This is a genomic window from Saccharopolyspora sp. NPDC050389, assembly GCF_040655595.1.
Taxonomy (GTDB): Bacteria; Actinomycetota; Actinomycetes; order Mycobacteriales; family Pseudonocardiaceae; genus Saccharopolyspora.
In genome coordinates this window covers 1-21,457 of record NZ_JBFAKG010000134.1, presented here as the reverse complement: position 1 = coordinate 21,457, position 21,457 = coordinate 1, and the positions used below count along the sequence as shown (strand labels likewise).

22 protein-coding genes are annotated in these 21,457 nt (G+C 69.1%); 1 reads left to right on the top strand and 21 read right to left on the bottom strand.

The features are described from left to right. Positions 1-115 precede the first annotated feature (115 nt). The 20 genes from AB0I53_RS45560 to AB0I53_RS45465 all read right to left on the bottom strand — a co-directional run bounded on the left by AB0I53_RS45560 (position 116) and on the right by AB0I53_RS45465 (position 19,215). Positions 116-916: an IclR family transcriptional regulator gene (locus tag AB0I53_RS45560; RefSeq protein ID WP_358616366.1), complete on the bottom strand. Its 801-nt coding sequence runs from the start codon at positions 914-916 to the stop codon at positions 116-118. Positions 917-930: 14 nt separating this feature from the next. Then, positions 931-1,326, bottom strand: a complete 396-nt coding sequence (pcaC, locus tag AB0I53_RS45555) for a 4-carboxymuconolactone decarboxylase (RefSeq protein ID WP_358616363.1) — start codon at positions 1,324-1,326, stop codon at positions 931-933. Further along, the gene (gene pcaD, locus AB0I53_RS45550; protein ID WP_358616360.1) at positions 1,326-2,087 is read right to left on the bottom strand and encodes a 3-oxoadipate enol-lactonase; all 762 of its coding nucleotides are present in this window, start codon (positions 2,085-2,087) and stop codon (positions 1,326-1,328) included. The genes pcaC and pcaD overlap by 1 nt, the downstream gene beginning before the upstream one ends. Next, positions 2,084-3,397 (bottom strand): 3-carboxy-cis,cis-muconate cycloisomerase, encoded by a 1,314-nt coding sequence (gene pcaB / locus AB0I53_RS45545; RefSeq protein ID WP_358616357.1) that lies wholly within the window; start codon positions 3,395-3,397, stop codon positions 2,084-2,086. Before pcaB ends, pcaD begins: the two co-directional genes overlap by 4 nt. A gap of 16 nt (positions 3,398-3,413) precedes the next feature. Further along, positions 3,414-3,986 carry a protocatechuate 3,4-dioxygenase subunit alpha gene (gene pcaG / locus AB0I53_RS45540; RefSeq protein WP_358616354.1) on the bottom strand — a complete coding sequence of 191 codons (573 nt, stop codon included), beginning with the start codon at positions 3,984-3,986 and terminating at the stop codon, positions 3,414-3,416. Beyond that, a complete protein-coding gene (gene pcaH / locus AB0I53_RS45535) occupies positions 3,986-4,738 on the bottom strand; it encodes a protocatechuate 3,4-dioxygenase subunit beta (RefSeq protein ID WP_358616352.1) in 753 nt (250 codons plus the stop codon). Before pcaH ends, pcaG begins: the two co-directional genes overlap by 1 nt. Before the next feature lie 69 nt (positions 4,739-4,807). Then, positions 4,808-5,581, bottom strand: a complete 774-nt coding sequence (locus AB0I53_RS45530; RefSeq protein ID WP_358616350.1) for a CoA-transferase — start codon at positions 5,579-5,581, stop codon at positions 4,808-4,810. Beyond that, positions 5,578-6,399, bottom strand: a complete 822-nt coding sequence (locus tag AB0I53_RS45525) for a CoA transferase subunit A (protein ID WP_358616348.1) — start codon at positions 6,397-6,399, stop codon at positions 5,578-5,580. Before AB0I53_RS45525 ends, AB0I53_RS45530 begins: the two co-directional genes overlap by 4 nt. A 234-nt stretch (positions 6,400-6,633) precedes the next feature. Continuing rightward, the gene (locus AB0I53_RS45520) at positions 6,634-7,119 is read right to left on the bottom strand and encodes an NUDIX domain-containing protein (RefSeq protein ID WP_358616346.1); all 486 of its coding nucleotides are present in this window, start codon (positions 7,117-7,119) and stop codon (positions 6,634-6,636) included. 144 nt (positions 7,120-7,263) lie between these two features. Further along, positions 7,264-7,926 carry a hypothetical protein gene (locus tag AB0I53_RS45515; protein ID WP_358616343.1) on the bottom strand — a complete coding sequence of 221 codons (663 nt, stop codon included), beginning with the start codon at positions 7,924-7,926 and terminating at the stop codon, positions 7,264-7,266. A gap of 168 nt (positions 7,927-8,094) precedes the next feature. Further along, on the bottom strand, positions 8,095-10,188 hold the full coding sequence (locus AB0I53_RS45510; protein WP_358616341.1) for a hypothetical protein: 2,094 nt from the start codon (positions 10,186-10,188) through the stop codon (positions 8,095-8,097). Positions 10,189-10,193: 5 nt separating this feature from the next. Then, positions 10,194-11,159, bottom strand: coding sequence for a hypothetical protein (locus tag AB0I53_RS45505; protein WP_358616339.1), 966 nt, complete (start codon positions 11,157-11,159; stop codon positions 10,194-10,196). Positions 11,160-11,211: 52 nt separating this feature from the next. Further along, complete coding sequence (locus AB0I53_RS45500; RefSeq protein WP_358616336.1) at positions 11,212-11,910, bottom strand: Crp/Fnr family transcriptional regulator; 699 nt, start codon at positions 11,908-11,910, stop codon at positions 11,212-11,214. A gap of 97 nt (positions 11,911-12,007) precedes the next feature. Then, a complete protein-coding gene (locus tag AB0I53_RS45495; protein ID WP_358616333.1) occupies positions 12,008-13,030 on the bottom strand; it encodes a zinc-binding dehydrogenase in 1,023 nt (340 codons plus the stop codon). Positions 13,031-13,046: 16 nt separating this feature from the next. Beyond that, positions 13,047-15,125, bottom strand: coding sequence for a M28 family peptidase (locus AB0I53_RS45490; protein WP_358616331.1), 2,079 nt, complete (start codon positions 15,123-15,125; stop codon positions 13,047-13,049). Positions 15,126-15,218: 93 nt separating this feature from the next. Then, positions 15,219-15,674 carry a hypothetical protein gene (locus AB0I53_RS45485; RefSeq protein ID WP_358616328.1) on the bottom strand — a complete coding sequence of 152 codons (456 nt, stop codon included), beginning with the start codon at positions 15,672-15,674 and terminating at the stop codon, positions 15,219-15,221. 92 nt (positions 15,675-15,766) lie between these two features. Continuing rightward, a complete protein-coding gene (locus AB0I53_RS45480) occupies positions 15,767-16,867 on the bottom strand; it encodes a CapA family protein (protein WP_358616368.1) in 1,101 nt (366 codons plus the stop codon). Positions 16,868-16,872: 5 nt separating this feature from the next. Further along, complete coding sequence (locus AB0I53_RS45475; protein ID WP_358616325.1) at positions 16,873-17,853, bottom strand: DUF3048 domain-containing protein; 981 nt, start codon at positions 17,851-17,853, stop codon at positions 16,873-16,875. 69 nt (positions 17,854-17,922) lie between these two features. Continuing rightward, positions 17,923-18,555, bottom strand: a complete 633-nt coding sequence (locus tag AB0I53_RS45470; RefSeq protein ID WP_358616322.1) for a CoA pyrophosphatase — start codon at positions 18,553-18,555, stop codon at positions 17,923-17,925. Between the two features lie 33 nt (positions 18,556-18,588). After that, a complete protein-coding gene (locus AB0I53_RS45465) occupies positions 18,589-19,215 on the bottom strand; it encodes a TetR family transcriptional regulator (protein WP_358616320.1) in 627 nt (208 codons plus the stop codon). A 212-nt stretch (positions 19,216-19,427) separates the two neighbouring features. On the opposite strand from AB0I53_RS45465, the gene AB0I53_RS45460 reads away from it, so the two are divergent. Continuing rightward, positions 19,428-20,765 (top strand): carboxypeptidase regulatory-like domain-containing protein, encoded by a 1,338-nt coding sequence (locus tag AB0I53_RS45460; RefSeq protein WP_358616317.1) that lies wholly within the window; start codon positions 19,428-19,430, stop codon positions 20,763-20,765. Here the strand turns inward: AB0I53_RS45460 and AB0I53_RS45455 are convergent, their stop codons facing one another. After that, positions 20,766-21,224, bottom strand: coding sequence for a MaoC family dehydratase N-terminal domain-containing protein (locus AB0I53_RS45455; RefSeq protein WP_358616314.1), 459 nt, complete (start codon positions 21,222-21,224; stop codon positions 20,766-20,768). Positions 21,225-21,457 lie beyond the last annotated feature (233 nt).

Genomic DNA, 21,457 nt, shown 5'->3' with positions numbered 1-21,457 from the left:
CTTGTTTCCGGCACGTTGCGCGGGCGAACATATTTCAGGTTTCAAGCTAACTCGATGCGGTAATTCTGGTGGGCTGCTATAGCCACCCAAAAGACTCACGGCCGGAGTGACCAGGTCAACGGGAGACGGCGCGGGAGGGAGGGGCGACGGCGAGGTCGGCGCCGATCCGGGCCGCCGTCGCCAGCAGCGGCGGCAGGAGGTTCTGGCGCGCTTCTTCGGGGCTGGTGCGGGAGGCGTGCGAAGAGATGTTCACCGCCGCCACCACTTTGTTCGCCCGATCCCGGATCGGCGCCGCGATCGAGCGCAGGCCGGCTTCGAGCTCCTGGTCCACCAGCGCCCAGCCCTGTTCGCGGATGCGGGCCAACTCCTCCTTGAACGCCGCCGGCGTCGTTATGGTGTGCGGGCCCAGCGGCGCCAAGTCCACTTCGGACAGATAGGCGTCCAGGTCGGCGGGGCCGAGGTCGGCGAGCAGCACCCGGCCCATCGAGGTGGCGTACGCGGGGAAGCGGGTGCCGATGTTGATCGACACCGTCATGATCCGCGAGGTGGGAACCCTGGCTACGTAGACGATGTCCGGGCCGTCCAGCACCGACACCGACGCCGACTCGTGCACCTCGGCCACCAGCCGCTCCAGGTACGGCTGGGCGATCTCCGGCAGCGACACGCTGGACAGGTAGGCGAAGCCCAGCTCCAGCACGCGCGGCGTGAGCGCGAAGACCCGGCCGTCGGTCCACACGTAACCGAGGTGCACCAGGGTGTGCAGGAACCGGCGGGCCGCCGCGCGCGACAGGTCGGTCGCGCGGGCGACCTCGGACAGCGTCATCTCCGGGTTGGACTCGTTGAACGCGCGGATCACCAGGAGCCCGCGCGCCAGCGACTGGACGTAACCGCCGCTCGTGTCGGACACGGGTTCCATGGTGGTCTCCTGCCTCAGTCGGACTGCTCGTCGCCGAGGATCGTATTGGCGATCGCGAAGGCGCTGTTCGCGCGGGGCACCCCGGCGTAGACCGCGACGTGCATGAGCACCTCCCGGATGTGCTCCGGCGGGACGCCGTTGCGGCGGGCGGCCTTCACGTGCATCGCGAACTCGTCCTCGCAGCCCACGGCCGCCAGGATCGCCAGCGTCAGCATGCTGCGGGTCTGCCGGTCGACGCCGTCGCCGCTCCACAGCTCGCCCCACGCGTAGCGGCTGATGAAGTCCTGGAAGCCCTCGGTGAACGCGGTGATCTTGGCGTTGGCCCGGTCCACGTGCTCGTCGCCGAGGACCTGCCGGCGCACCTGCATGCCCTGGTCGCGCCGGGTTTCGTCGTCGAGGCGGTCGGGCATCACAGGCTCCTCGTGAAGTGGTCCAGCAGCAGCCGGTTTACGGTCTCGGGCTGTTCGGCGTTGGCCAGGTGCGCGGCCGGGGACAGCACGTCCAGGCGGGCGCCCGCGACGGCCGCGGCGATCTGCTCCGCGTGCGCCGGGGGAGTGGCCGGGTCTTCGGCACCGGCGATCACCAGCGTCGGCGCGGTGATCTCGCCGAGCTTCGGCAGCAGGTCCATGCCGGCGATCGCCTCGCAGCAACCCGCGTAACCCTCGTCGTCGGCCGCGGCGAGCATGCCGCCGAACTTCTCGACGATGTCCTCCCGCCCGGCCAGGTCCGGGGTGAACCACTTCGGCAGCGACGGCTCGACCATCGCCTGCGTGCCCTTCTCCCGCACCACCGCGGCGCGGTCCAGCCACATCGACGCGGGCCCCAGATCGGCGGAGGTGCAGATCAGCGCGAGCCGGTCGATGCGCTCCGGCGCGTGCTCGGCCAGCCACATGCCGGTCATGCCGCCCAGCGACACGCCGGCGAAGTGGGCCCTGCGGATGCCGAGGGCGTCGAGCAGCGCCAGCACGTCGCCGCCGAGCTGCTTGAGCGTGTACGGCCCGGGCTTGCCGGCGGTGCCGCCGTGCCCGCGCTGGTCGTAGCGCAGCACCTGGAATTCCTGCGCTAGCGCAGGAACCTGCTCGTCCCACAGCGTCAGGTCGGTGCCCAGCGAGTTGGACAGCACGACGACCGGCGCGCCGTCGGGGCCGGTCAGCTCGTAGTTCACGTTCACGGGTTCTCCAATTCGGCGTGTGCGGCCAGGGCGCGGTCGATGAAGGCGAGGGTGGAGCCGAGGTAGTCGGCGGGTTCGGTGGCCGCGACGACCTCGGCCTCCGAAAGCACCGCTCGCACCTGCGGATCGGCCAGCAGTTCCGCGCGCAGCGTCGTGCCCTCCTGCACCGCGCGGCGGCACAGCCGGGCGACGAGGTCCTGCGCTTCGGTGCGGCCGAGGTCGGTCATAAGCGGTCCGGCCGCGCTTTCGGCCATCACCAGGCCACCGGTGAGGGCGAGGTTGGCGGCCATCTTCTCGGGATGCACGCGCAGATCCGCCAGCAGTCGCCGGGCCTGCGCAGCTGCCGAGGCGACCAGGCGAAGCAGTTCGGTCAGCGGCTCCCACTCGGACTGCCAGGCCCCGGCGGCTCGCTCGTAAGCCTGCGGCATCGCCGACAGCAAGGTGGCCACCAGGCCGGGCGCCCGCCGGGTCGCGGCGGTGATCAGCACCGCCGACACCGGATTCTGCTTGTGCGGCATGGCGGAGGAACCGCCCGCCTTGCCCTCGGCGAGCTCGCCGACCTCGGTCTGCGCGTGCAGTTCGACATCCAGGGCGATCTTGCCGAGCACTCCGGCCGCGGTGCCCAGCGCCCCGGCAAACTCGGCGACGCGGGTGCGATCGGTGTGCCACGGCACGACGGGTTCGGCCAACCGGAGTTCGGCGGCGAGCAGCCCGGCCACCCGGACGCCGTCCGTGCCGAGCGAGGCGAGCGTGCCCGCGGCGCCGCCGAGCTGAACCGCGAGCCGCTCGCCGCGGACGCGGTCGAGCGCGGCGGTGGCCTCGTCGAGCGCGGTGAGCCAGCCCGCGCAGCGGCAGCCGAACGTCGTCGGCAACGCCTGCTGCAACAGGGATCGGGCGATCATCACGGTGTGCCGGTGCTGCTCGGCGAGCCGGGCGCACTCGTCCGCCGCGGCGCGCAGATCCGCGATGACCAGGTCCAGGACGTCGCGCGCCACCAGCATGGCGGCGGTGTCGATCACGTCCTGGCTGGTCGCACCGCGGTGCACGTGGGGCTTCGCCTCGGCGTCCACCAGCGCGGTCAGGTCGCGTATCAGCGCGATCACCGGCGTCGCCGACGACACCGCGCGCTCGGCGATCGAGCCGACGTCGAACAGCTCGGCCCGGCAGTGCCGGCCGATCTCCTCGGCTGCCGAAGCCGGGATGACACCGGCCTCGGCCTGCGCCGACGCCAAGGCCGCCTCGAAGCCCAGCATCGCCTGCAGCCAGGCTGAACCGCTGGTCCGCTCGGTCGCCGCGGGCGTGCTGAACATCGGCCCGAACAGGTCGTCAGACCGCGAAGAAGACTGTTTCGTCATCGCCCTGAATCCGGATGTCGAAGCGGTAGCCGCGGTCATCGGCCGCCGCGACCAGCGTGCCGCGGCGCGCCGGGTCCACTGTAGACAGCACGGGGTCGGCGGCGTTGGCCCGCTCCTCGTCCGGGAAGTAGACGCGGGTGACCACCCGGTTGAGCATGCCGCGGGCCAGCACTGTGACGTCGAGGTGCGGCGCCTCGGTGCCGCCGTCCGGCGTGGGCAGCGCGCCCGGCTTCACGGTGCGGAACCAGAACCCGCCGTCGGCGTCGGTCGGGCACCGGCCGAAGCCCTGCCACGACGAGGACTCCGGGCGCGGGTCATTGGGATGGTCGAAGCGGCCGTGCTCGTCGGCCTGCCAGATCTCGACCACGCCGTCCGGGATGGGATCGCCGTTGCCGTCGGTGAGCCGCCCGTGCAGCACGAACGCGCCCGGGTGGTCGGCGGCGACGACGTCCTGACCGCCGTCCCAGAGGATGCCGCCGGGCAGGGCGTAGAACGGGCCGACCGTCTGCGACGGCGTGGTGGCCGGGGGAACGGGAGCAGCCATCAGTCGTCGTCCTCCTCTTCCTCGTCCTCGAACACCGAGCCCTCCGGGCCGCGCAGCACGATGTCGAACTTGTAGCTCAGCGCCCACTCCGGCACGGTCGTGTCGAGATCGAAGCGGGAGATCATCCGCTCCCGGGCCTTCTCGTCGCGCACCGCGTTGAAGATCGGGTCCTGGTAGAACAGCGGATCGCCGGGGAAGTACATCTGGGTGATCAGCCGCTGGGTGAACGCCTGCCCGAACAGCGAGAAGTGGATGTGCGCCGGGCGCCACGCGTTGTCGTGGTTGCGCCACGGGTAGGCGCCGGGCTTGATGGTGATGAACTCGTAGTTGCCGTCCGAGTCGGTCATGCACCGGCCGGTGCCGGAGAAGTTCGGGTCCAGCGGCGCCGGGTGCCGGTCGCCCTGGTGCCGATAGCGGCCCGCGGAGTTGGCCTGCCAGATCTCCACCAGCGTGTTCGGCACGGGCTTGCCGCCGGAGTCCAGCACCCGGCCGCTGACGATGATGCGTTCGCCCAGCGGCTCGTCGGCGTGCTGCACGGTCAGGTCGTGGTCGCGCTCGCCGCAGCGGTCCTGCCCGAGCAGCGGCCCGGTGACCTCGGTGAGGTACTGGGGCAGGTACTGCAGCGGCTGCTTCGGGTAGCGCAGCGAGGACGAGCGGTACTCGGGGGTGTTCAGCGCCGGGTGGGACTGGTCGTCGCTGCCGTACTCCGGCAGGATCAGCCCGGTCGGCGACCGGGTCTCATGTTTGGTCATCGCAGCTCCTCTTGCTTCAAAGCTGTCAGGCGTGCAGGACGACTGCCAGTCCCGGGCCGTTGACGTCGGTCATCTCGCGCCTCCGCCGATCGTCGCCTGGAGCTCCCGCAGCACCTTCAGCTCGGTCTCTGTCGGCGCCTGCTGCACGGTCGGCTCGTCGACGACCTTCAGCGGCCAGCCCACCGCTTCCCGCGCCTGCTCGACCGTCGCGCCGGGGCTGAGCTGCGTGAGGGTGAGCTCGCAGGTCTCCGGGTCGGGCTCCAGCACGCCCAGGTCGGTGATCACCTTGACCGGGCCGCGGCCGCGCAGGCCGAGCTTCTCCCGGTCGCCCTTGCCGGTGCCGTAGCCAACGGAGGTGATGAAGTCGAGCTTCTCCACGAAGCTGCGCGGGCTCATCCGCATCACGATGAGCACCTCGCGGCAGGAGGCGGCGATCTCCGGCGCGCCACCGGCGCCGGGCAGCCGGACCTTCGGGCTGGCGTAGTCGCCGCCGATCACGGTGGTGTTGATGTTGCCGAAGCGGTCCACCTGAGCGCCGCCGAGGAAGCCGGTGTCGATGCGGCCGGGCTGCAGCCAGTAGTTGAAGATCTCCGGCACGCCGATCACCGAGTCGGCGGTGTCGGCCAGCACGCCGTCGCCGATGGACAGCGGCAGCCGGTCGGGCTTGGCGCCGAGCGTGCCCGACTCGTAGATCAGCACCAGGCCCGGGGCGTGCGTGCGCCGCGCCAGGTTCGCGGCCGTGCTGGGCAGGCCGATGCCGACGAAGCACGCCGCGCCGTCGCGCAGGGACCGGGCGGCCCCGACGGTCATCATCTCGTCGGAGGTGAACTCAGGGGCGCTCATCGGGCACTCCTCTCGGCGCCGAAGACCTCGGTCTCCAGCCAGCTCTCGAACTTCTCGCGGTCCCGGCCGATCGGGTCCCACTGCTGGTAGTAGGCGTTGTCGCGCTCGTAGTAGCCCTGCGCGTAGGACGGGGCAGCGCCGCCGGGCACCTCGGCGACGGCGGTGACCACCCACTGCGGCAGCACCACGGCGCCGGGGCGCGGGGTCAGCTCGTCGACGATCTCCTCGACGGTGACCAGGGAGCGCTTGGAGGCCAGCACGGTCTCCTTCTGCACTCCGGTGATGCCCCACATCTGCACGTTGCCCGCCCGGTCGGCCTGCTGCGCGTGGATGATGCCGACGTCCGGGTTGATCGCCGGGACGGCGGCCAGCCGCTCGCCGGTGAAGGGGCATTCGATCATCTTGATGGTGTCGGTCTGCCCGGGCAGGTCGGTGCCCGCGTAGCCGCGCAGCACGGCGAAGGGCAGTCCGGAGGCGCCAGCGGCGTAGCGGTTGGCCATGCCGGCGTGGCTGTGCTCCTCGATCTCCAGCGGCACCGGCCAGGAGTTCTGGATGGCGTCGCGGAAGCGGTGCAGCGAGCCGACGCCGGGGTTGCCGCCCCAAGAGAAGATCAGCTTCCGCGCGCAGCCCGCGCCGATCAGCTGGTCGTAGACGATGTCGGGCGTCATCCGGACCAGCGTCAGGTCCTTACGGCGCTGCCGGATGATCTCGTGCCCGGCCGCGACCGGGATCAGGTGGGTGAAGCCCTCGAGGGCCACCGTGTCGCCGTCGTGGACCAGCTCCGCGATGGCCTCGTCGAGCTGCAGGATGCGAGCCACCCCGACCACTCCTTGCTGTGCGCATAGTGAACGTCTGTGCTTTCTGCGAACACTACGGCAGCGCGCGGAACCAGGTCAAGGGAAGGGGAAGCGGTTTCGCCAGGTACAGGGCCGTTCGCGGGCAGCAACGAACCGGCGCTGAAGAGATCAGCCGACCGGACGTTCCGGGGCTGCGTGTGCCGCTGCGGCGGCTTGAGGTGGTTACGCGCTCACGGCGCGGACGGCGCGGTCACGTCAGAGGTAGCCGGTCTCCGGCAGGCCGTCGCAGGGCAGGGCGAAGACGTCGACCGCGGCTTCGGCGGCGGCGGTCGCCTGGAGGTAGCCGGTCTCGCCCCAGGAGAGGAGATCGCCGGCCTTGCCCGGATGGACCAGCAGCCGCCGGTAGGTCCGGCCGCTGTCCGGGTCCGGCTCGGGCGGGTGCACGGTGGTGATCAGCGCGGCCATCCGCACCTGCGCGTACGGCGAGATGCCGTCGTCCACGCACTGGTACCCGAGGTAGTGCGGTTCGCCGATGTCGACGGTGACCTCTTCCATGGTCTCCCGCCGCAGGATGTCGACGTACGCGACCTCGCCGGGCTCCGGGCGGCCGCCCGGCAGCGAGTGCTTGCTGCCGTCGAGGCGGATGAGCAACCGGCCGTCCGGGACGAAGAGGAACCCGTACACCTGCCGCACCGGCAGGCCCTCGGGCACAGCGCTGGTGTGCCAGGTGAACTTGGGCATCGCTGCGGGTCCCTTCCACTGAGCCGGAAAAGATCACCCTAGCCGAGGAGCACCCGGAATCCCCCGATCGCCGCGCCACGGAATGGCTCGCGCCGGGCCGCTCGGGCGACGGCCCCCGGCGGCCCGGTGCAAATCCAGCTTCCGTCAGTTCGAATCGGCGTCCTTACCGGTGCTGGTGCTCCTGGTGGTCGGTTCAATGCGCTCGACAAGGTCGCTGCGGCCGTGATCGCCGAACAGTTTCCGCAGTATCTGCAGCAGATACAGCTGGTCGGCGACGTCGACCGCGTTCAGGAACTCGTCTACTAGGTGACCAGCGCTGTCTTCATCAGCTTCCTCCTCATGGGTCAAGATGGTTCGCAGTTGCTGAAACTCCGTTGCAACTTGCACCAGCTCGGCGGGCTTGTCCTGGTTGGCGGCGAACCACCATGCGGTGGCCCGAAGTGGGTCAGTGATCAACGACTGGAGCCGCTTCGCCTGGTGCTCCCGCTGCTCGTGTTGCCAGGAAAGAACGACCTGGTGATTTGCCGAGTCCTCCCGTGCCGCTACTGCGGCAACGAGCTCTGGGGCAGCGTCAACAGAGATGCAGTGCGCTCGTGAACTGACCAAGGTGTCTTCAACCGGTTTCCATCGCAGCAGAGCGACGGCCAGCTCACCGTGCAACCGCTGGCATTCGGTAAGCCTGCGGTTTCGGCTGAGCTCCTCAGCCCGCCTGACCACTCCTTCCCTGGCGATGTCTCGCGCGGAGGGCGGCGCAGCACCTGCCCCCGCCCATCGGTACTCCACGAACAGCTTCGCCTCGAACCGCATAGGCGAGTCGGTGCTAGGCAGAACAACCAGCGAATTGGCTTGAGGTAGGTGGGACCAGTCACCGGAGCCGCGGGGGGCATCGGCGGCCATTTTCTTTCGAAGCGCCCAGGCATGCCGGCGGTGGTGCACGCGTACTCACCTTCTTCCAGTTCGTGGATCAGTCTCGTCCTACCGCCAGATGGGATCGACCTCGTCCAGTCGCGTCCACAGCTGTTCGACGACGTCGGACAGATCCTCGTCGAACGAGCTGAGGTCCAAGTAAGTTCGATCGAATCGGCTGGCGTGCTGCAGTTGTGCGATACGACGCGAGTCCTGTTTTGCGGCTTGCACCAACGGTTCCACCAGAACATCGCGCTGTTCGGGTGTGGCGAGGGCCGCGGTCCGCAGCCAACTCCCCACGATCGGTCGTAGGCTGCCTGGTGGCATGGCATTCAGCGCCCGCTGCCAGAACGATGACGCCGCATCCGGGTCCACGTCCAAGGTTTGGTCCGTGAGAACGGTCGCGACGCCTTCGGCTAGGACCTGCAGTCGAGCAGGGGAGGCTTCGTCGAACCAGTCGGTCAGGTAGCGCAGGAAGGTCGACCCGCCGAGCTCGGCACCGATCTGCTCGACAGCCGTGCGAACCGCGGTTCGCACCAGGTCGTTCTCGGAGTTCGCCAGGTGCTTGAGCCGGGTTAGTGCGATGCGTGGGAACGCTTGTCCGATTCCGGCGCAGACCTCTGCGGTCAACAGCTGTCGATCTGCATTGGATTCCCGCGACCATTCCCAGAGCTTCTGGCGGACGGACTTGCCCAGGGACGGGTCCGTGGCGGCTGTGGTCAGTAGGCGCACGGCGATCGACCGACGATATGCATCCGGTTTTTCGCCGGCCTCGGTCTTCGCCCAGGCACCGGCCAACGTGACCGCGACGTTGTAGCCGCCTTCTGTCGCCAGTTCGGCGCCCCGGTCCGCAATCCGCTCCAGTTCTTCGCGCTCCAGGTCGCGGATCTGACGCGGGAGCTCACCAAGCCAGGTCAGCAGAGTAGGCCGAAGATCAGCGTGCTCTCGCCAGGCGTGCCTGAGCACCTGGACTCCTGATCCACGCGGCTGGAAGGCACACATGTGCAGGTCGAAATGATGATCAGTAATGCGTGACAACCTGGTGAACGGACTTGGCCTTAGAAGCGGGATGACCTCCTCCCTCTTGGCCCCGCTGTGCTTCAAGAGCTGGTCGGATGCTGCCACGATGTGTCTGGCTGAGGAGCCCTCTAAAATTCCGGCTGCCAGCAGCAACGCGATCCACTCGGTGTCCTTCAGCGCCTGGTATTTGCTGATCGTCTCCCGCAGCTGGGGAGTCCGACTCTCCAGCCTCTCGCGAAGGACATCCTGTAGCGCCTGTTCGGGAGGCTCACCGCGGTCACTCCGATCGGACACCGCATTGGCGATTTCCTTGATCTGCGGTGGCCACAGCTGTTCCAGTGCTTCTGCCGAATCGGAGCTGTCGATCAGTTCGTGCGGGTTCGATACGGTGGAATAAGAGGCGAACACCTCCGTTGACGATGGTTTCGCAAGTCGGTGTACCCGGCCAGGGAAACTGTCTTCGAACTTGCGTTCCTGCTCGTGCGGAATGATCAGGATGAGGTAGCTTCGGTATTGCTCGAGTTCATCAGTGAACTCGACCAGCCCTCGGCGAATATTTTGGAAGTCTTCCTCTCCCGCCCAGCGAAGATCGACAAGCACTGCAGCCGGTTCATGCTCCACCAACAGGGTTTCTGCGTGCAGCACGGAATCTTGCTCGATCAGCTCTTCGCGGACCACGAGCCCGGCGTAGCGCTTCTGCAGCTCGTACCCGAGGCGAAGACCTGCTGAGAACTGGCCAGCCTCATGAGTCACCGCGGTGAGCATCAAAATTTGTCGCTCGTGTAGAACCTGGAAGGCCGCTTTCGGGTCTTCGCCGAGAAGCCCTGGCGGAGGTACGTAACTGTCGGCCAGTTGCTGCAACGCTTCGCGGTCCTGCAGACCGCGCCCGAACCGCTTCTGGACACGTGCCTCTGCGTAGGTTACCTCTGAGTTGTCTTTAGTGAGAACGAACGTTGCGGACTGGACTTCAATGTGCTGCTTGTAATAATCTCCGGACACCGTTTCATTGCCGTTCCCGATTATGGAAGTCGTGGGCAGGATCGCTGGTGTTTCTTCCGAGCCGGAAGCGGGAGGAATCGTCGGTTCAGGTGCTGCTGGCGGTGGCGGATCAAGGATGCCGAACTCGTCGACGTCGTAGTCCATCGCACTCACCGCTCAGCCGTCGTGTCGTCGGTGCCAATGCGTCGACCACTGGACTGCCCGAAGTTGGAGTCGCCCAAAGTGTAGAAATGCCCAGAGTTTTCCTGCTTGTTCTGCGACTGGTCGATGTTGTTTCCGGCGGTGGTGTTGTTGTTTCCGCGCACCGCAATGCCGCCCCTCGTGGAACTATCCGTGACGTCACGCACGTTGTGGGCCTGGGTGAGGTTCTCCGCACTGCCGTAGGACGTGTTCGTTCCTCGGGCTTCGCTGGCGGACTGCGAGGTCTCACTGTCTGTGGCGGGCTCCGGCTGCCCGCAGAGCAATCCTGAGCGGAGCAGCTCGTCGGACGGTGCGGGCACCCTCAGGTACCCCACGCCCGAGTACTCCTTGGCGTCGACCTTCAGCGGTGCCTGCACGAATTCGCTGGGCTGTCGAGAGGTGAGACCGGCCTGCACGACGTGCTCCAGCACCGACTCCGAGATCACCGACACCACATGGGTCACTTTCGGATCGGAGTGGTTGAGCAGGGCTTTGACGGACTCGGCGTCAACCATGCGTCCCACGTCGACCATGACCTTGCCGCTGGGGGAATCGGTCAGCAGCGCGTTGAATGACTGCACAGGCCCGAGGTGCAGGCTGGCGCGCAGACGCAGCGTGATTTCGACCGCGCGAAGCTGCGCAGCACGCCGACGCAGTTCGTACTGCATAGCGTCGAAGAATCTGTCCACCACGACGCTCACGAGCTCTTGAGCAATTCCCAAGAGGTAGCCATCGCCACGGGGAGCCCGGAAGTGCTCATCCCAGTTGGTGCGCAAACCGGTTCGGGTCGCGGACTGCTGTAGAACCTCCGACAAAACCTGCACGATGGTCTGCTGCTGAGTGGTGTTGTGCTCGCTGAAGCGGTGCACGTCCACCGCCAGAATGCCGAGGTATTCGCCGATAGGGCGGTTCTGCTCTGGGGACTGGTGGTCCACCGGTTCACCTCCGTGGTCGCGTCCGTCTGACGGAGATGAGCCTGCTCGGTTGTCACGATGAGTTTTGTCCAGAAGTGGACACACCAGGCCTGCGGAGTTCGAGCAGTGCCGGGAGGTCGGCGATGTGGAGCCTGCCCCGCGTGACCTGTACCAACCCCGTGGACTTCCATCCGGCTAGCACCGGGGTGATCGCCGATCGAGCCAGACCGAGTGCGGTGGCGAGCTCCTCCTGGGACATCGCGATGGTCGTGGGCATCGGGTGGTCAGGACCGGCTGCGTTGATTAGCGCGATGATCAGGTCTGCAAGCCTAGTTGCTGTGGTGTGGTGAGCGAGCTGCCAAGCATGGGCGGCGCTTTCTCGCATCTTGCTCAGCATGTAGCTGTTCAGCTGGGCGCTTAGCTCGAGACGCTCGACAAGCGTGATGAAACGCTGGTCGGAGAGCTTCGAAGTGATGCCGGGTTCGATCGCCTGGACCGTGGCGGATCTTGGTTGCCCATCCTGGCCGGAGAATTCGCCGATCACGTCGCCAGGGCCGCGGACTGCGAGCATGAGCTCACGTCCGTCGGGCTCCGAGTAGATCACCTTTAGCCGCCCGGAAAGGCATAGCAGCACCCATCCACCAGGAGCGCCCTGGTGCAGGAGCCGGTCGCGCGCGCGATGCGCAATACGAACGCCTTCATGGGCCAGGGCTGACCAAGATTGGGTGGGAATGAGGGACCGGAAACCACGCGCTCGACGGAACTCGTTCACGTCTTCGTGTGTAGCCGGTCAGCCGTGAACATGGACCCGAGCTGGCCAAGATCACTCAAAGAGCGCCGACGCGACTACCTCAGGTGACGGTTGTCCGCTATGCGTCGGTTTCTCGGTCGCCGTGTCGGCGGTTTCCGAAGTCGAGGACGATCTTGCCCGCGGAGCCGGCGTCGGCGAGTTCGTCGAGCGCTTGCCGGGCTTGGGCGGCGGGCAGCACCAGATGCACGTGGGGGCGGATTCGCCGGTCTGCGACCGCCGGCATCAGGCGGGTTCGGATGCCTTCGGCGATGCGGGCTCGATCGGCGGTGCCGCGGGTGCGGAAGGTGGTGCCGAGGAGGCGGACGCGGCGGTAGGCGAGCCGGTCCACGTCAATGACCGAAACCGGGCCGCCCGCTCGGCCGACCTGCACGACCGTTCCGCCGATGCGGCTGGCGGCGATGCATTCGTCGAGCAGCGGGCCGCCGACGTGGTCGATGACCAGGTCGACACCCGCGCCGCCGGTCGCGGCGATGACCGTCGCCGCGAGGTCGTCGACGCGGGTGTTGATGGCCTGCGCGCCACGTGCGGTGAGCAGTAGTTCCTTCTGCGGGCTCGTGGTCGTCGCGAAGACCTGCTCCGCGCCTGCCCACTGCGCGATGTCCACGGCGAGCAATCCGACGCCGGAGGTGGCCGCCGTGATCAGCACGCGTTGCCCGGGCGCGAGCCGTCCCTGGTCGATCAAGGCGTCGTACTCGGTCATCAGCGCCGACGGCAGGGCGGCGGCTTCGGCCCAGTCGAGGGTGTCCGGCACGGGCAGCGCGACCCGGTGGTCGAACGCGACGAAGTCGGCGAACGCGCCGTCGACCATCGCCATCACCCGGTCGCCGGGTTCGATTCCGGACACCGCGCTGCCCACCGCCACGACGACTCCGGCGAGATCCGAGCCGGCCACGTGCGGGCGATCTGATCTCCGTTGCGCCGTGGCGTACGTCCCGGCGATCTCTTCGAGGTCCGCGCGGTTCAACGCGGCGGCTTCGACCTCGACGACGACCTCGGTCTCCTCCAGTTCCGGAGGCACGAGGTCGTTGCGTTCCGACCAAGCGGGTGTGGCACCTGCGGTGTCGAGGACGATCGCGCGCATTCTCCCGTTCTACCCGCTACCGCACGGCTCCTCGGGCCGCTTCGGTGGCCTCGCGCAGCGAATCCACGAGCAGGTCGCGGTACTTCTCGGCCGTCGCCGGGTCGCCGCCGGTGATCGCGTCGTCGATCGCCGACAGCGGTTGAACCGCGTAGCCCGTGTACAGGCCCGGTGCGTAGATCATGTGCTTGTACCAGCCCCGGCCGGGCAGGCCTTCCTGCTGGGTCAACGCGCGTTCCTGGGCTATCAGCGCGTCGTTGATGGCGTCGGCGCGATCTTCGCCGGCGCCGAGCGCTTCGCCCTCCAGTCGCTTGGCCGCCGCGTGCCATTCCCGAGCCGCGGCGTAGGCGGGGGAGAGGTCGACGACTTTCCCGTCGGCCTGCTTCTCGTCCAGATCCCGCAGGTGGCCCTCGACCGCGGTCGCGTAGTCGGAGTAGACCATCGGCGCGGTGTCCGAACCGGCCATGCGCAACGCGAAAGTGCCCGCGTACGCGGCGGACGCCTCGTGGTACCGGTAACCGGGATCGAGGAACTCGCGCATCATGTGCAGGTCGTCGTAGGCGCTGTGGTACTCGCCGCTCGGCGTCGACGTGCCGAACTCGGCCGAGGCGATGCCGAGGTGGTCCAGGAACGGCGTGTAGTCCGAGCCGCTGCCCAGCCGATCCGGCACGGGGTTCTGCTCGCCCGACGCCTGCTGCCAGTTCCGGTACAGCGTGCCGTGTTCGGGGTCGCGGACGTCCTTGGCGATGTCGGCCAGCACGTCGTCGAGCGCGGGAACCGAGCCGGCGGAGAAGTTCTTGCCGCCGCCCGCGCCGTCCATGTTCAGGTACACCAAGGCGTTCTCCAGCAGATCGGCGCGATGCTGTTCGACCCATTCGGTCGCGCCCAGCAGCCCGTACTCCTCGCCGTCCCAGCCGGCCAGCACGATGGTCCGCTCCGGTTGCCAGCCGCGGTCGCGCAACTCGGCCAGCGCCCGGGCCGTTTCCATCACCGTCGTCCACCCGGACACGTCGTCCTTGGTGCCGTAGGTCCACGAGTCGTAGTGCGCACCGAGAACCACCTTCTGCTCCGGGTGTTTGGAGCCGGGGATGTCCACGATCACGTCGTTGACCGGAATCTGCTGGTAGTCGATGTCCAGGTCGAGGTCGACCCGGGTCGGCCCGGGGCCCACCCGGTAGGTCAGGTCCAGGCCGCCCTGCCATTCCTCCGGCGCCTCCGGGCCTTGCAACGCCGCCAGCAGGTGCTGGGCCTGACCGTAGGAGATCGGTGTGGTGGGCACGCTCGTCATGTTCTCCGCGTCCGACGGATCGAGGCGCGGCGTGTCCTGTGTGGACGGTCGTCCTGGCGTGAGCGGGTCGCCCGGGTACTGGAAGATGTACTGCACGCTGCCGCGCTGGATGCCGTCGGCGTTGCGCCACGGCCCGTCGGGGTAGACCTCGCCCTGCGTGAAGCCGTCGTCCGCGGGGTCGGAGTACAGGATCACGCCGGCGGCGCCGTGCTCTTCGGCCACCTTCGACTTCACCCCGCGGAAGCTCTGCCCGTAGCGGGCCAGCGCGATCTTGCCCCGGACGTCGACGCCCATCTCGGCGAGCTTCGCGTAGTCGTCCGGCAGGCCGTAGTTGACGTAGACGATGTCCGCGGTGACGTTCCCGGGCGCTGTGTAGGCGTTGTAGCCGACGACCACGTCTTCGAAGTTCTCGTGCCACGGGTAAGGCGGTTCCTTCACCTCCAGCTCGCGTTGCTGGGGGCCGGTCATGGTCACCGAGACGTGCTGCGGCACCGAGGCGTAGACGCTGTAGCTCTCCAGCCTCGGGTTCAGGCCCCACTCGGTCAGTTCGTCCACCGAGTACTGCGCTCTGCGCGCGGCGCCTTCGGTTCCGACCCTGCCGGGGTATGTCGACATCGCTTCGCTCATCCTCGCCGCGCTGTCGGCATCGACCTCCCGCTGCAGCGCCCGCTCCCAGGACCGGAGGTCGCCGGTTCCGCCCTGCGCGGTCGCGGGCGTGGTCTGCGCGGTGAGCCCGGCTACGAGTGCCGTGGCCAATGCCGCCGAACCGAACAACCACCTGCGGCGTCGGAGCGGTGCTTGCTGGGACATCCGTCCTCCTGAATGCCGTGGCATGCAGTTAGCAAGACGAAAGGTACAAAGCGCTGTCCCGGCCGCACAACGATCACCACCCGTTTGCTGGGGCTACTCCTCGGTCGGGCCGCCGACGATGCCGAGTCGGGTGCAGGTAGGGGCGTCCAGGTAGTCCAGGGCCAGGCGGCGGAAGACGTAATCCGGGAGGGAGTGGGCGTATCCGATGTCCGGGTCGGACACCGGGCCGCGCGGCTCGAACTGCATGCCGGCGTACTTCGCCACGTAGGTCTCCAGCGGCACGCCGTGCTGCAGGCCCAGCGAGACGGCGGCGGACAGGCTGTCCAGGAAGCCGCTGAGCGGGCTGCCCTGGCGGTCGACGCTCACCCAGACCTCGCCGAGCTTCCCGTCCGGGTAGGCGTTGGTGGTCAGGTGGCCCGTGACGCCACCGATGTCGAACCGGACGGTGTAGCCGCGGCGGCGGCGCGGCGGGTGCTGTCGGGCAGCGCTCTGCTCCATCCGGATGACCCGGCGCCTGCGGCGTGCCGGAGCGACGTCGGTGCGGGCCATGCCAGGAGGCACTCCTTCGTGTCAGTCGTCCTATATGGACAATGCGCGACGGTACCGCAGCGCTGCGCCACCGCCGCGCCCGGGCGGCCGCTTCACGCCCGGCGCCGCGCGCGCAACGCTCCGTTCGACAGCGCCACATCGGTGCCGAACGCGGCGCTGATCCTGGCCAGGGTGGCGCGCAGCCATTCGGCGTCGGCGGCCGATGCGGGGTGCAGGCGCATCTGCCGGGCCTGCATCGGCAGCATGCGCAGGTCGACGAGTTCGCCGGCCGGATCGAGCGAGGCGAAGAACAGCAGGCGCAGGTCGTCCCGGTACTGCTCGTAGCCCGGGATGCCCTCGTAGTCGTCGATGAAATCGCCGCAGCCGTAGAGCACGAGCCGGTTGTGGTAGATCTCGATCGGCCGCGGATGGTGCGAGGAATGCCCGTGCACCACGTGCACCCCGCCGTCGATCAACCGGTGTGCGAAGCGGACCTGATCGGCCCCGACGTGGTACTGCCAGTTCGTGCCCCAGTGCAGCGAGACGACCACGACGTCGCCGGGCCGGGTTCGCTCGCGGATCTCCCCGGCGATCTCGGCGGCCCGCCGGTCAGCGAGGTCCGGCAGGAAGTTCACGCCCGACCGCTTCGCGGTCGCCGCCCAGCTCGCTGGGATGCCGCTGGACGCGGCGCCGTAACCGAAGACCACGACCCGGCCGTGCGGCGTGCCGATCACCGCCGGCCGGTGCGCCTCGGCCGCATAGTGCCCGGCGCCCACCCAGCGCAGGCCCGCCTGGGACAGCGCGTCGAGCGTGTCGGCGAGCCCCCGGCGGCCGAAGTCCAGGACGTGGTTGTTGGCCAGGCTGCACACGTCCGGATGGCCGGCGGTCAGGCAGCCCACGTTCGCCGGGTTCATCCGGTAGTGCACGCCCTTGCCCGGGGCGAACTCGCCGTTGCGGGTGATGCTGGATTCCAGGTTGATCACCCGCACGTCGGGCGCGGCCACGTCGAGGGCGTGCAGTGCGCCGCCCCAAGGCCAGCCGAAGCCGACCGGGCTGCTGATCGGGCCGTTGCGCGCTTCGGCCGCCGCGACGTAGCTGCGCGCGTCGTGCAGGTACAGCTCGTGCAGGCCCGGATCGCCGGGGTGCGGCAGGATCTGGTCGACGCCGCGACCGGGCATCACGTCGCCGCACAGGAACAGCCGGATCAAGTCCATCCCGCTCACGGCGTCAGCACGATCCAGACCTGGCCGGGCGCGGGCAGTAGCGGCTCACCCGACGGGCCGGTGTAGGTGGCCGCGGCGTCGGGGGCCGGCCGGGACCAGGTGCCGTCGAACGATCGCCCGTCGCGGAGCACCGAGACCGCGCCGCTGCCGACCGTTTCGGCGATCGGCGAAGGGTTGCCTGCGGCGTCGCGGATCGCCGACTCGCGGACCTTGACCCGCTCGATCACCACCGTTGGCGGGCCGAGCCGCCCGCCGTCGACCGACGCGAACGGCGCACCGTCCATCGACGCCAGCCAGCGGTGCTCCTCGGCGGACCAGTAGAAGCCGACGGTGGCGGCGGGGAAGGTGACCTCGTAGTGGTCCGTCGGCGTGCCGCCGCCGGGGGCGGGCCCGGCGACGATCCGGTTCTGGCCCGGCCAGGGCGCGCCGGGCGGCAGCTTCGCCGGATCGAGGAACAGGTTGTGCGGAACGGTGCGCGACTCGTCGCGGGTGTAGGCGGCGGGCTGGTGCGCGTCGGAGGCATCCGTCACCGGTGCCGCCGCGATGACCGGCAGCAGCTCGGGAGCTGCACCGGAGTACGCGAGCGTCGGGTGGCCGAACTGCGGGAGCAGCTCGGCGTCGGTCTCCCGCGCGCTGCGCACGGGCCCGATCATCGGCGGCTGGTGCGAGGAGAAGATCGCCAGCAGGCGGCTGTAGCCGCCCTCCACCGGCTCGACGTAGATCACGTCGGCGGAGCCGATACCGACCGGCGGCCGGGCATCGGACACGTTGTCGATCTTCACCGCGAGCACCGGCGAGCCTGGCGGCGGGGTGGGACTGGCGGGCGGCGGGACGGCGCCGCTGGTGGCGGGCGGCGGTTCCGGCGGCGAGGGGGGCCCGGCGCGCGGCGTCGAGAACAGGCCGCAGGCGGCTGTGCCGAACACCGCGAGCAGGATGAGCGCCGCTGCGAACAGCGTGCGCATACGCCCGCGTCGCATCGTTTCTCCCGGAATCCCTCCGCGATCCAGGCTACGCCCGCGGCGGGCTCACATCGGGGCGAAACCGGGTCAGCGCCAGGCGAAGACCGGCTGCTCCAGGTCGGCGACGCGGGTGTCCCGGCCGTGCAGCACGACCTCGCTGAACTGGTGCAGGACCGCCGCCGTGGGGGCGTGGACGAGGGTGTCCAGCAGCGGCAGCTGGATGACCGGCCGGTCGGATTCGGCGATGGCCACGAACCTGGGCGCGACGTCCAGCTCGGAAAGCGTCACCAGGTCCACCCGCGCGACCTCGTCCGGGTTCGGCGACAACTCCGGCGCCGCGCCGATCCAAACCACGATCGGCGTGATGACGTAACCGGAGCGGGTCGCGTAGTCGTCGAGCCGCCCGAGCACGTCCTGCGCCCGCGCGGCGACGCCGAGCTCCTCGCGCAGTTCGCGCAGCGCGGCCTGCTGGGCGCCCTCGCCGGGATCCAGCCGCCCGCCCGGCAGCGCGAACTGGCCCGCGTGCGCGCGCAGCGTCGTGGCCCGGCGGGTCAGCCAGACACCCAGCTCGCCGCCGTCGCTGGCCAGGGTGATCGTGACCGCCGCGGCCCGGCGGCCCTGCAACGGGATTCGCCTGGCGCGGAACCGGTCCAGGCGAGCCGCGACCTGCCGGCGCGCGTCGTCTGGTTGCTGCGGGAACGTCGCGAGTTCGTCGGCCATCGCGATCCTTTCGCTCGGGCGCCGGGGGACCGGTCAGGCGGGTGGCAGGCCGCGTCCCAGCAGGTCGAAGGCCTCGTCCAGGAAGTCGTGCAGGTCGGTGTCCGGGTCGGCCTCGTGCCAGGACTGGATCGAACTGCGCATCGCGGTGATCGCGGTGGCCGCCAGCAGGCGGACGTACCGGTCCGCGCGGTCCCGCCCGAGCCGCTGCGCGAGGCCGTCGGCCAGCGCAGCCTCCAGGGCGCGCGAGGCGAGCACGATCCGGCGCAGCACCTCGGGGTGGTCGCGCAGCAGCCGCGCCTGGTCGCGCCAGATGGGTGCGGCCATCGCGGTGTCGATGGCCTCGCCGAGCGCGACGTGCGCCACGCGCAGTGGCGAGTGCTCGGCGGGCTGGGCCAGGATTCGCCGAGCGGTGCTCGCGACGCTCTCGGGATCCCAGGGCACCAGCACTTCTTCCTTCGCGGTGAAGTAGTTGAAGAAGGTGCGCGGCGAGACCTCGGCGCGGGCGCAGATGTCCTCGACGGTGACCGCATCGATGCCGCGCTCCAGGAACAGCCGGACGGCCGCCTGCTGCAACGCCTGCCGGGTCGCCCGCTTCTTGCGCTCGCGCAGCCCGCACGCCTGCTCGGCATCCGTGGTGCGCGCGGCCGTCGTCCTGGCCATCCGGGGCGTCCGTTTCTCTCGTCGGGGCGGCCGTCTCAGCCTAGTGCCCGGTTTCCGGCATCTCCGACAAACCGATGTTGCATCCGTGCATTTTTGCACAGACTGCAGAAATACGTTAGTGTTGCTAACCGTCAATGGGGTAGTTCTCGCCCGCGGCCGGGCGAACCGAACCAGTGCAGCGCCGCACCCCCGTCTCGTCACGAGGAGGGTTCTTGACCGAGGCACAGCCGAGCTCACTGGTGCGCACCCTGGCATCGGCGCTGTGGTTCCCGATGTTCTTCATCGTCGGATTCATGGTGTGCTACCTGCTGCCCTTCCACGCCCCGGCGCCGCACAACATGCCGGTGGCGGTGGTCGGGGAACAGGCGGCACAGCACCTCGACGCCGCCTTCGCCCAGGCGATGCCCGGCGGCCTCGACGTCACCGCGGTACCCGACGAGCAGGGCGCGCGCGACGCGATCCTGCAGCGCCAGGCAGTCGCCGCCTACGACCCCGCCGACGGGCAGCTGTTCTACGCCAAGGCCAACGGCTCGGCGCTGATGATGGTGCTGCAGCAGGTATTCACCCCGATCGCCACAGCCAGTGGCCACCACCTGGCGCTCACCGACCTCGCCCCGGCCGCGCCCGGCGACGTCATGGGCACCGGTCTCTTCTACGTCCTGCTGGCCATGAACATCCCGCCCTACATCACGGTGATGATGCTGCTGCGCGCCGCGTTGACCACCCGGCAGAAGCTGCTGGCGCTGGCCGGAGTCGGCGCCTTCGCCTCCGTGGTGTGCTACTTCGCCGCGCTGTCGATGGACGTGATCTACAACGAGCCCGTCCTGCTGCTGATCGGCTTCCTGCTCACCCAGGCGGTCGCGTGGACGACGTTCGGACTGGTGCCGTTCGTCAAGCAGTTCATCCCCGGCGTGGCCATGGGGCTGTTCGTGCTGCTGAGCATGCCCTCCAGCAGCGGCGCCATCCCCAAGGAACTGGTGCCGGTGTTCTTCCAGTCGCTGCACCGGTTCCTGCCGCTCGGGCAGGCCGTGGACTCGATGCGCGGCGTCCTGTACTTCAACGGCGCGGGAGCCCTGCCCGCCGTCCTCGGCCTCGCCGCCTGGTGCGCGCTGGGCGTCCTGCTGGTGGTGTTCAACCAGCTGCGCATGAAGCGGAAGAAGGCCGCGGACCCGGAAGCGGTGACCGCCGCGGGCACCTACGAGCACGAGGACGACAGCGAAGTCGTGGTGGACCCGGCGATCGAAGCGCCCAGGCCCAAGCACCACCACACGCTGGCCGGCACCGTGCGGGCCGCCGGTGGCGAGCCGGTGCCCGGCGCGATCGTGACCGTCACCGACTCGACCGGCGGGCAGCTGGCGCACCTGGTGACCTCGAACTCGGGCGAATACGAGGTGCACGACCTGCCCCGGCAGTACGTCACGGTGGTCGTCTCCGCGCCGGGCATGCGGCCCGCCGTGGACCGCGTGGCGGTGCGGCCGGGACGCATCGCGGGCTACGACTTCGTCCTGGAACCGGAAGCCGGGCACCACCGGATGGCCAGCGCCCGCTGATCAGTCGTCGGTGGGCGGATGGCGAACGATCAGGACTTCCTTCAGATCCGCCACCGCGCTGCCGTCGTCGCGGGTCACGGTGGTCTCGCGGACCACGAACTCCAGCGCGCCGCCCTTTCGGTCGTAGACGTCGGTGATCACCGGGCGTAGCACCAGGGTGTCGCCGGCGTGGGCCACGGAGTGGTACGTGAACTCCTGCTCGCCGTGCAGGACGTGGCGCAGGTCGACGCCGAGATCGGCGATGAAGCCGAACGAATCCGGCCCGTCCAGGGTCAGCCCGAACAGGAACGTTGGCGGCACCGGGAGATCCCGGTGCCCGGCTGCCCTGGCGGCGGATCGATCGGTGTAGACGGGGTCCGTTTCGCCGATCGCCGTTGCGAACTGTTGGAGGCGGCCCGGCTCGATCTCTGCCGTGATCTCCGGGAGGGCTTTGCCGATCACCGCTGGATCGATCGCCATCTTTGGGCGTCCTTTCCTGGGGTGGGTGTGGTTCGGATCGTACGGGGGTTCTGGGGTGGGGTTGAGGGTTGGGGAGGCTGTCTTTGGGGGCGTTGTTTGGTTGGCGTTGCTTGGTTGCCTTTGCTCGGGTTGGGACTTTTAGAGGTTCGGTATCTTTTGGGGCCATCCCCGCGATGGGTGGAGGGTGGGGCTGCGTGCCGGAGGTCAAGCCCGGCCTTGCGGCCGCCCCTTCG

Coding starts and splice junctions, on each gene's coding strand:
- AB0I53_RS45560 (WP_358616366.1), bottom strand. CDS start 916: ATGGAACCCGTGTCCGACACGAGCGGCGGTTACGTCCAGTCGCTGGCG.
- pcaC (WP_358616363.1), bottom strand. CDS start 1,326: ATGCCCGACCGCCTCGACGACGAAACCCGGCGCGACCAGGGCATGCAG.
- pcaB (WP_358616357.1), bottom strand. CDS start 3,397: ATGTTCAGCACGCCCGCGGCGACCGAGCGGACCAGCGGTTCAGCCTGG.
- pcaG (WP_358616354.1), bottom strand. CDS start 3,986: ATGGCTGCTCCCGTTCCCCCGGCCACCACGCCGTCGCAGACGGTCGGC.
- pcaH (WP_358616352.1), bottom strand. CDS start 4,738: ATGACCAAACATGAGACCCGGTCGCCGACCGGGCTGATCCTGCCGGAG.
- AB0I53_RS45530 (WP_358616350.1), bottom strand. CDS start 5,581: ATGAGCGCCCCTGAGTTCACCTCCGACGAGATGATGACCGTCGGGGCC.
- AB0I53_RS45520 (WP_358616346.1), bottom strand. CDS start 7,119: ATGCCCAAGTTCACCTGGCACACCAGCGCTGTGCCCGAGGGCCTGCCG.
- AB0I53_RS45515 (WP_358616343.1), bottom strand. CDS start 7,926: ATGCGGTTCGAGGCGAAGCTGTTCGTGGAGTACCGATGGGCGGGGGCA.
- AB0I53_RS45510 (WP_358616341.1), bottom strand. CDS start 10,188: ATGGACTACGACGTCGACGAGTTCGGCATCCTTGATCCGCCACCGCCA.
- AB0I53_RS45495 (WP_358616333.1), bottom strand. CDS start 13,030: ATGCGCGCGATCGTCCTCGACACCGCAGGTGCCACACCCGCTTGGTCG.
- AB0I53_RS45490 (WP_358616331.1), bottom strand. CDS start 15,125: ATGTCCCAGCAAGCACCGCTCCGACGCCGCAGGTGGTTGTTCGGTTCG.
- AB0I53_RS45485 (WP_358616328.1), bottom strand. CDS start 15,674: ATGGCCCGCACCGACGTCGCTCCGGCACGCCGCAGGCGCCGGGTCATC.
- AB0I53_RS45480 (WP_358616368.1), bottom strand. CDS start 16,867: ATGGACTTGATCCGGCTGTTCCTGTGCGGCGACGTGATGCCCGGTCGC.
- AB0I53_RS45475 (WP_358616325.1), bottom strand. CDS start 17,853: ATGCGACGCGGGCGTATGCGCACGCTGTTCGCAGCGGCGCTCATCCTG.
- AB0I53_RS45470 (WP_358616322.1), bottom strand. CDS start 18,555: ATGGCCGACGAACTCGCGACGTTCCCGCAGCAACCAGACGACGCGCGC.
- AB0I53_RS45465 (WP_358616320.1), bottom strand. CDS start 19,215: ATGGCCAGGACGACGGCCGCGCGCACCACGGATGCCGAGCAGGCGTGC.
- AB0I53_RS45455 (WP_358616314.1), bottom strand. CDS start 21,224: ATGGCGATCGATCCAGCGGTGATCGGCAAAGCCCTCCCGGAGATCACG.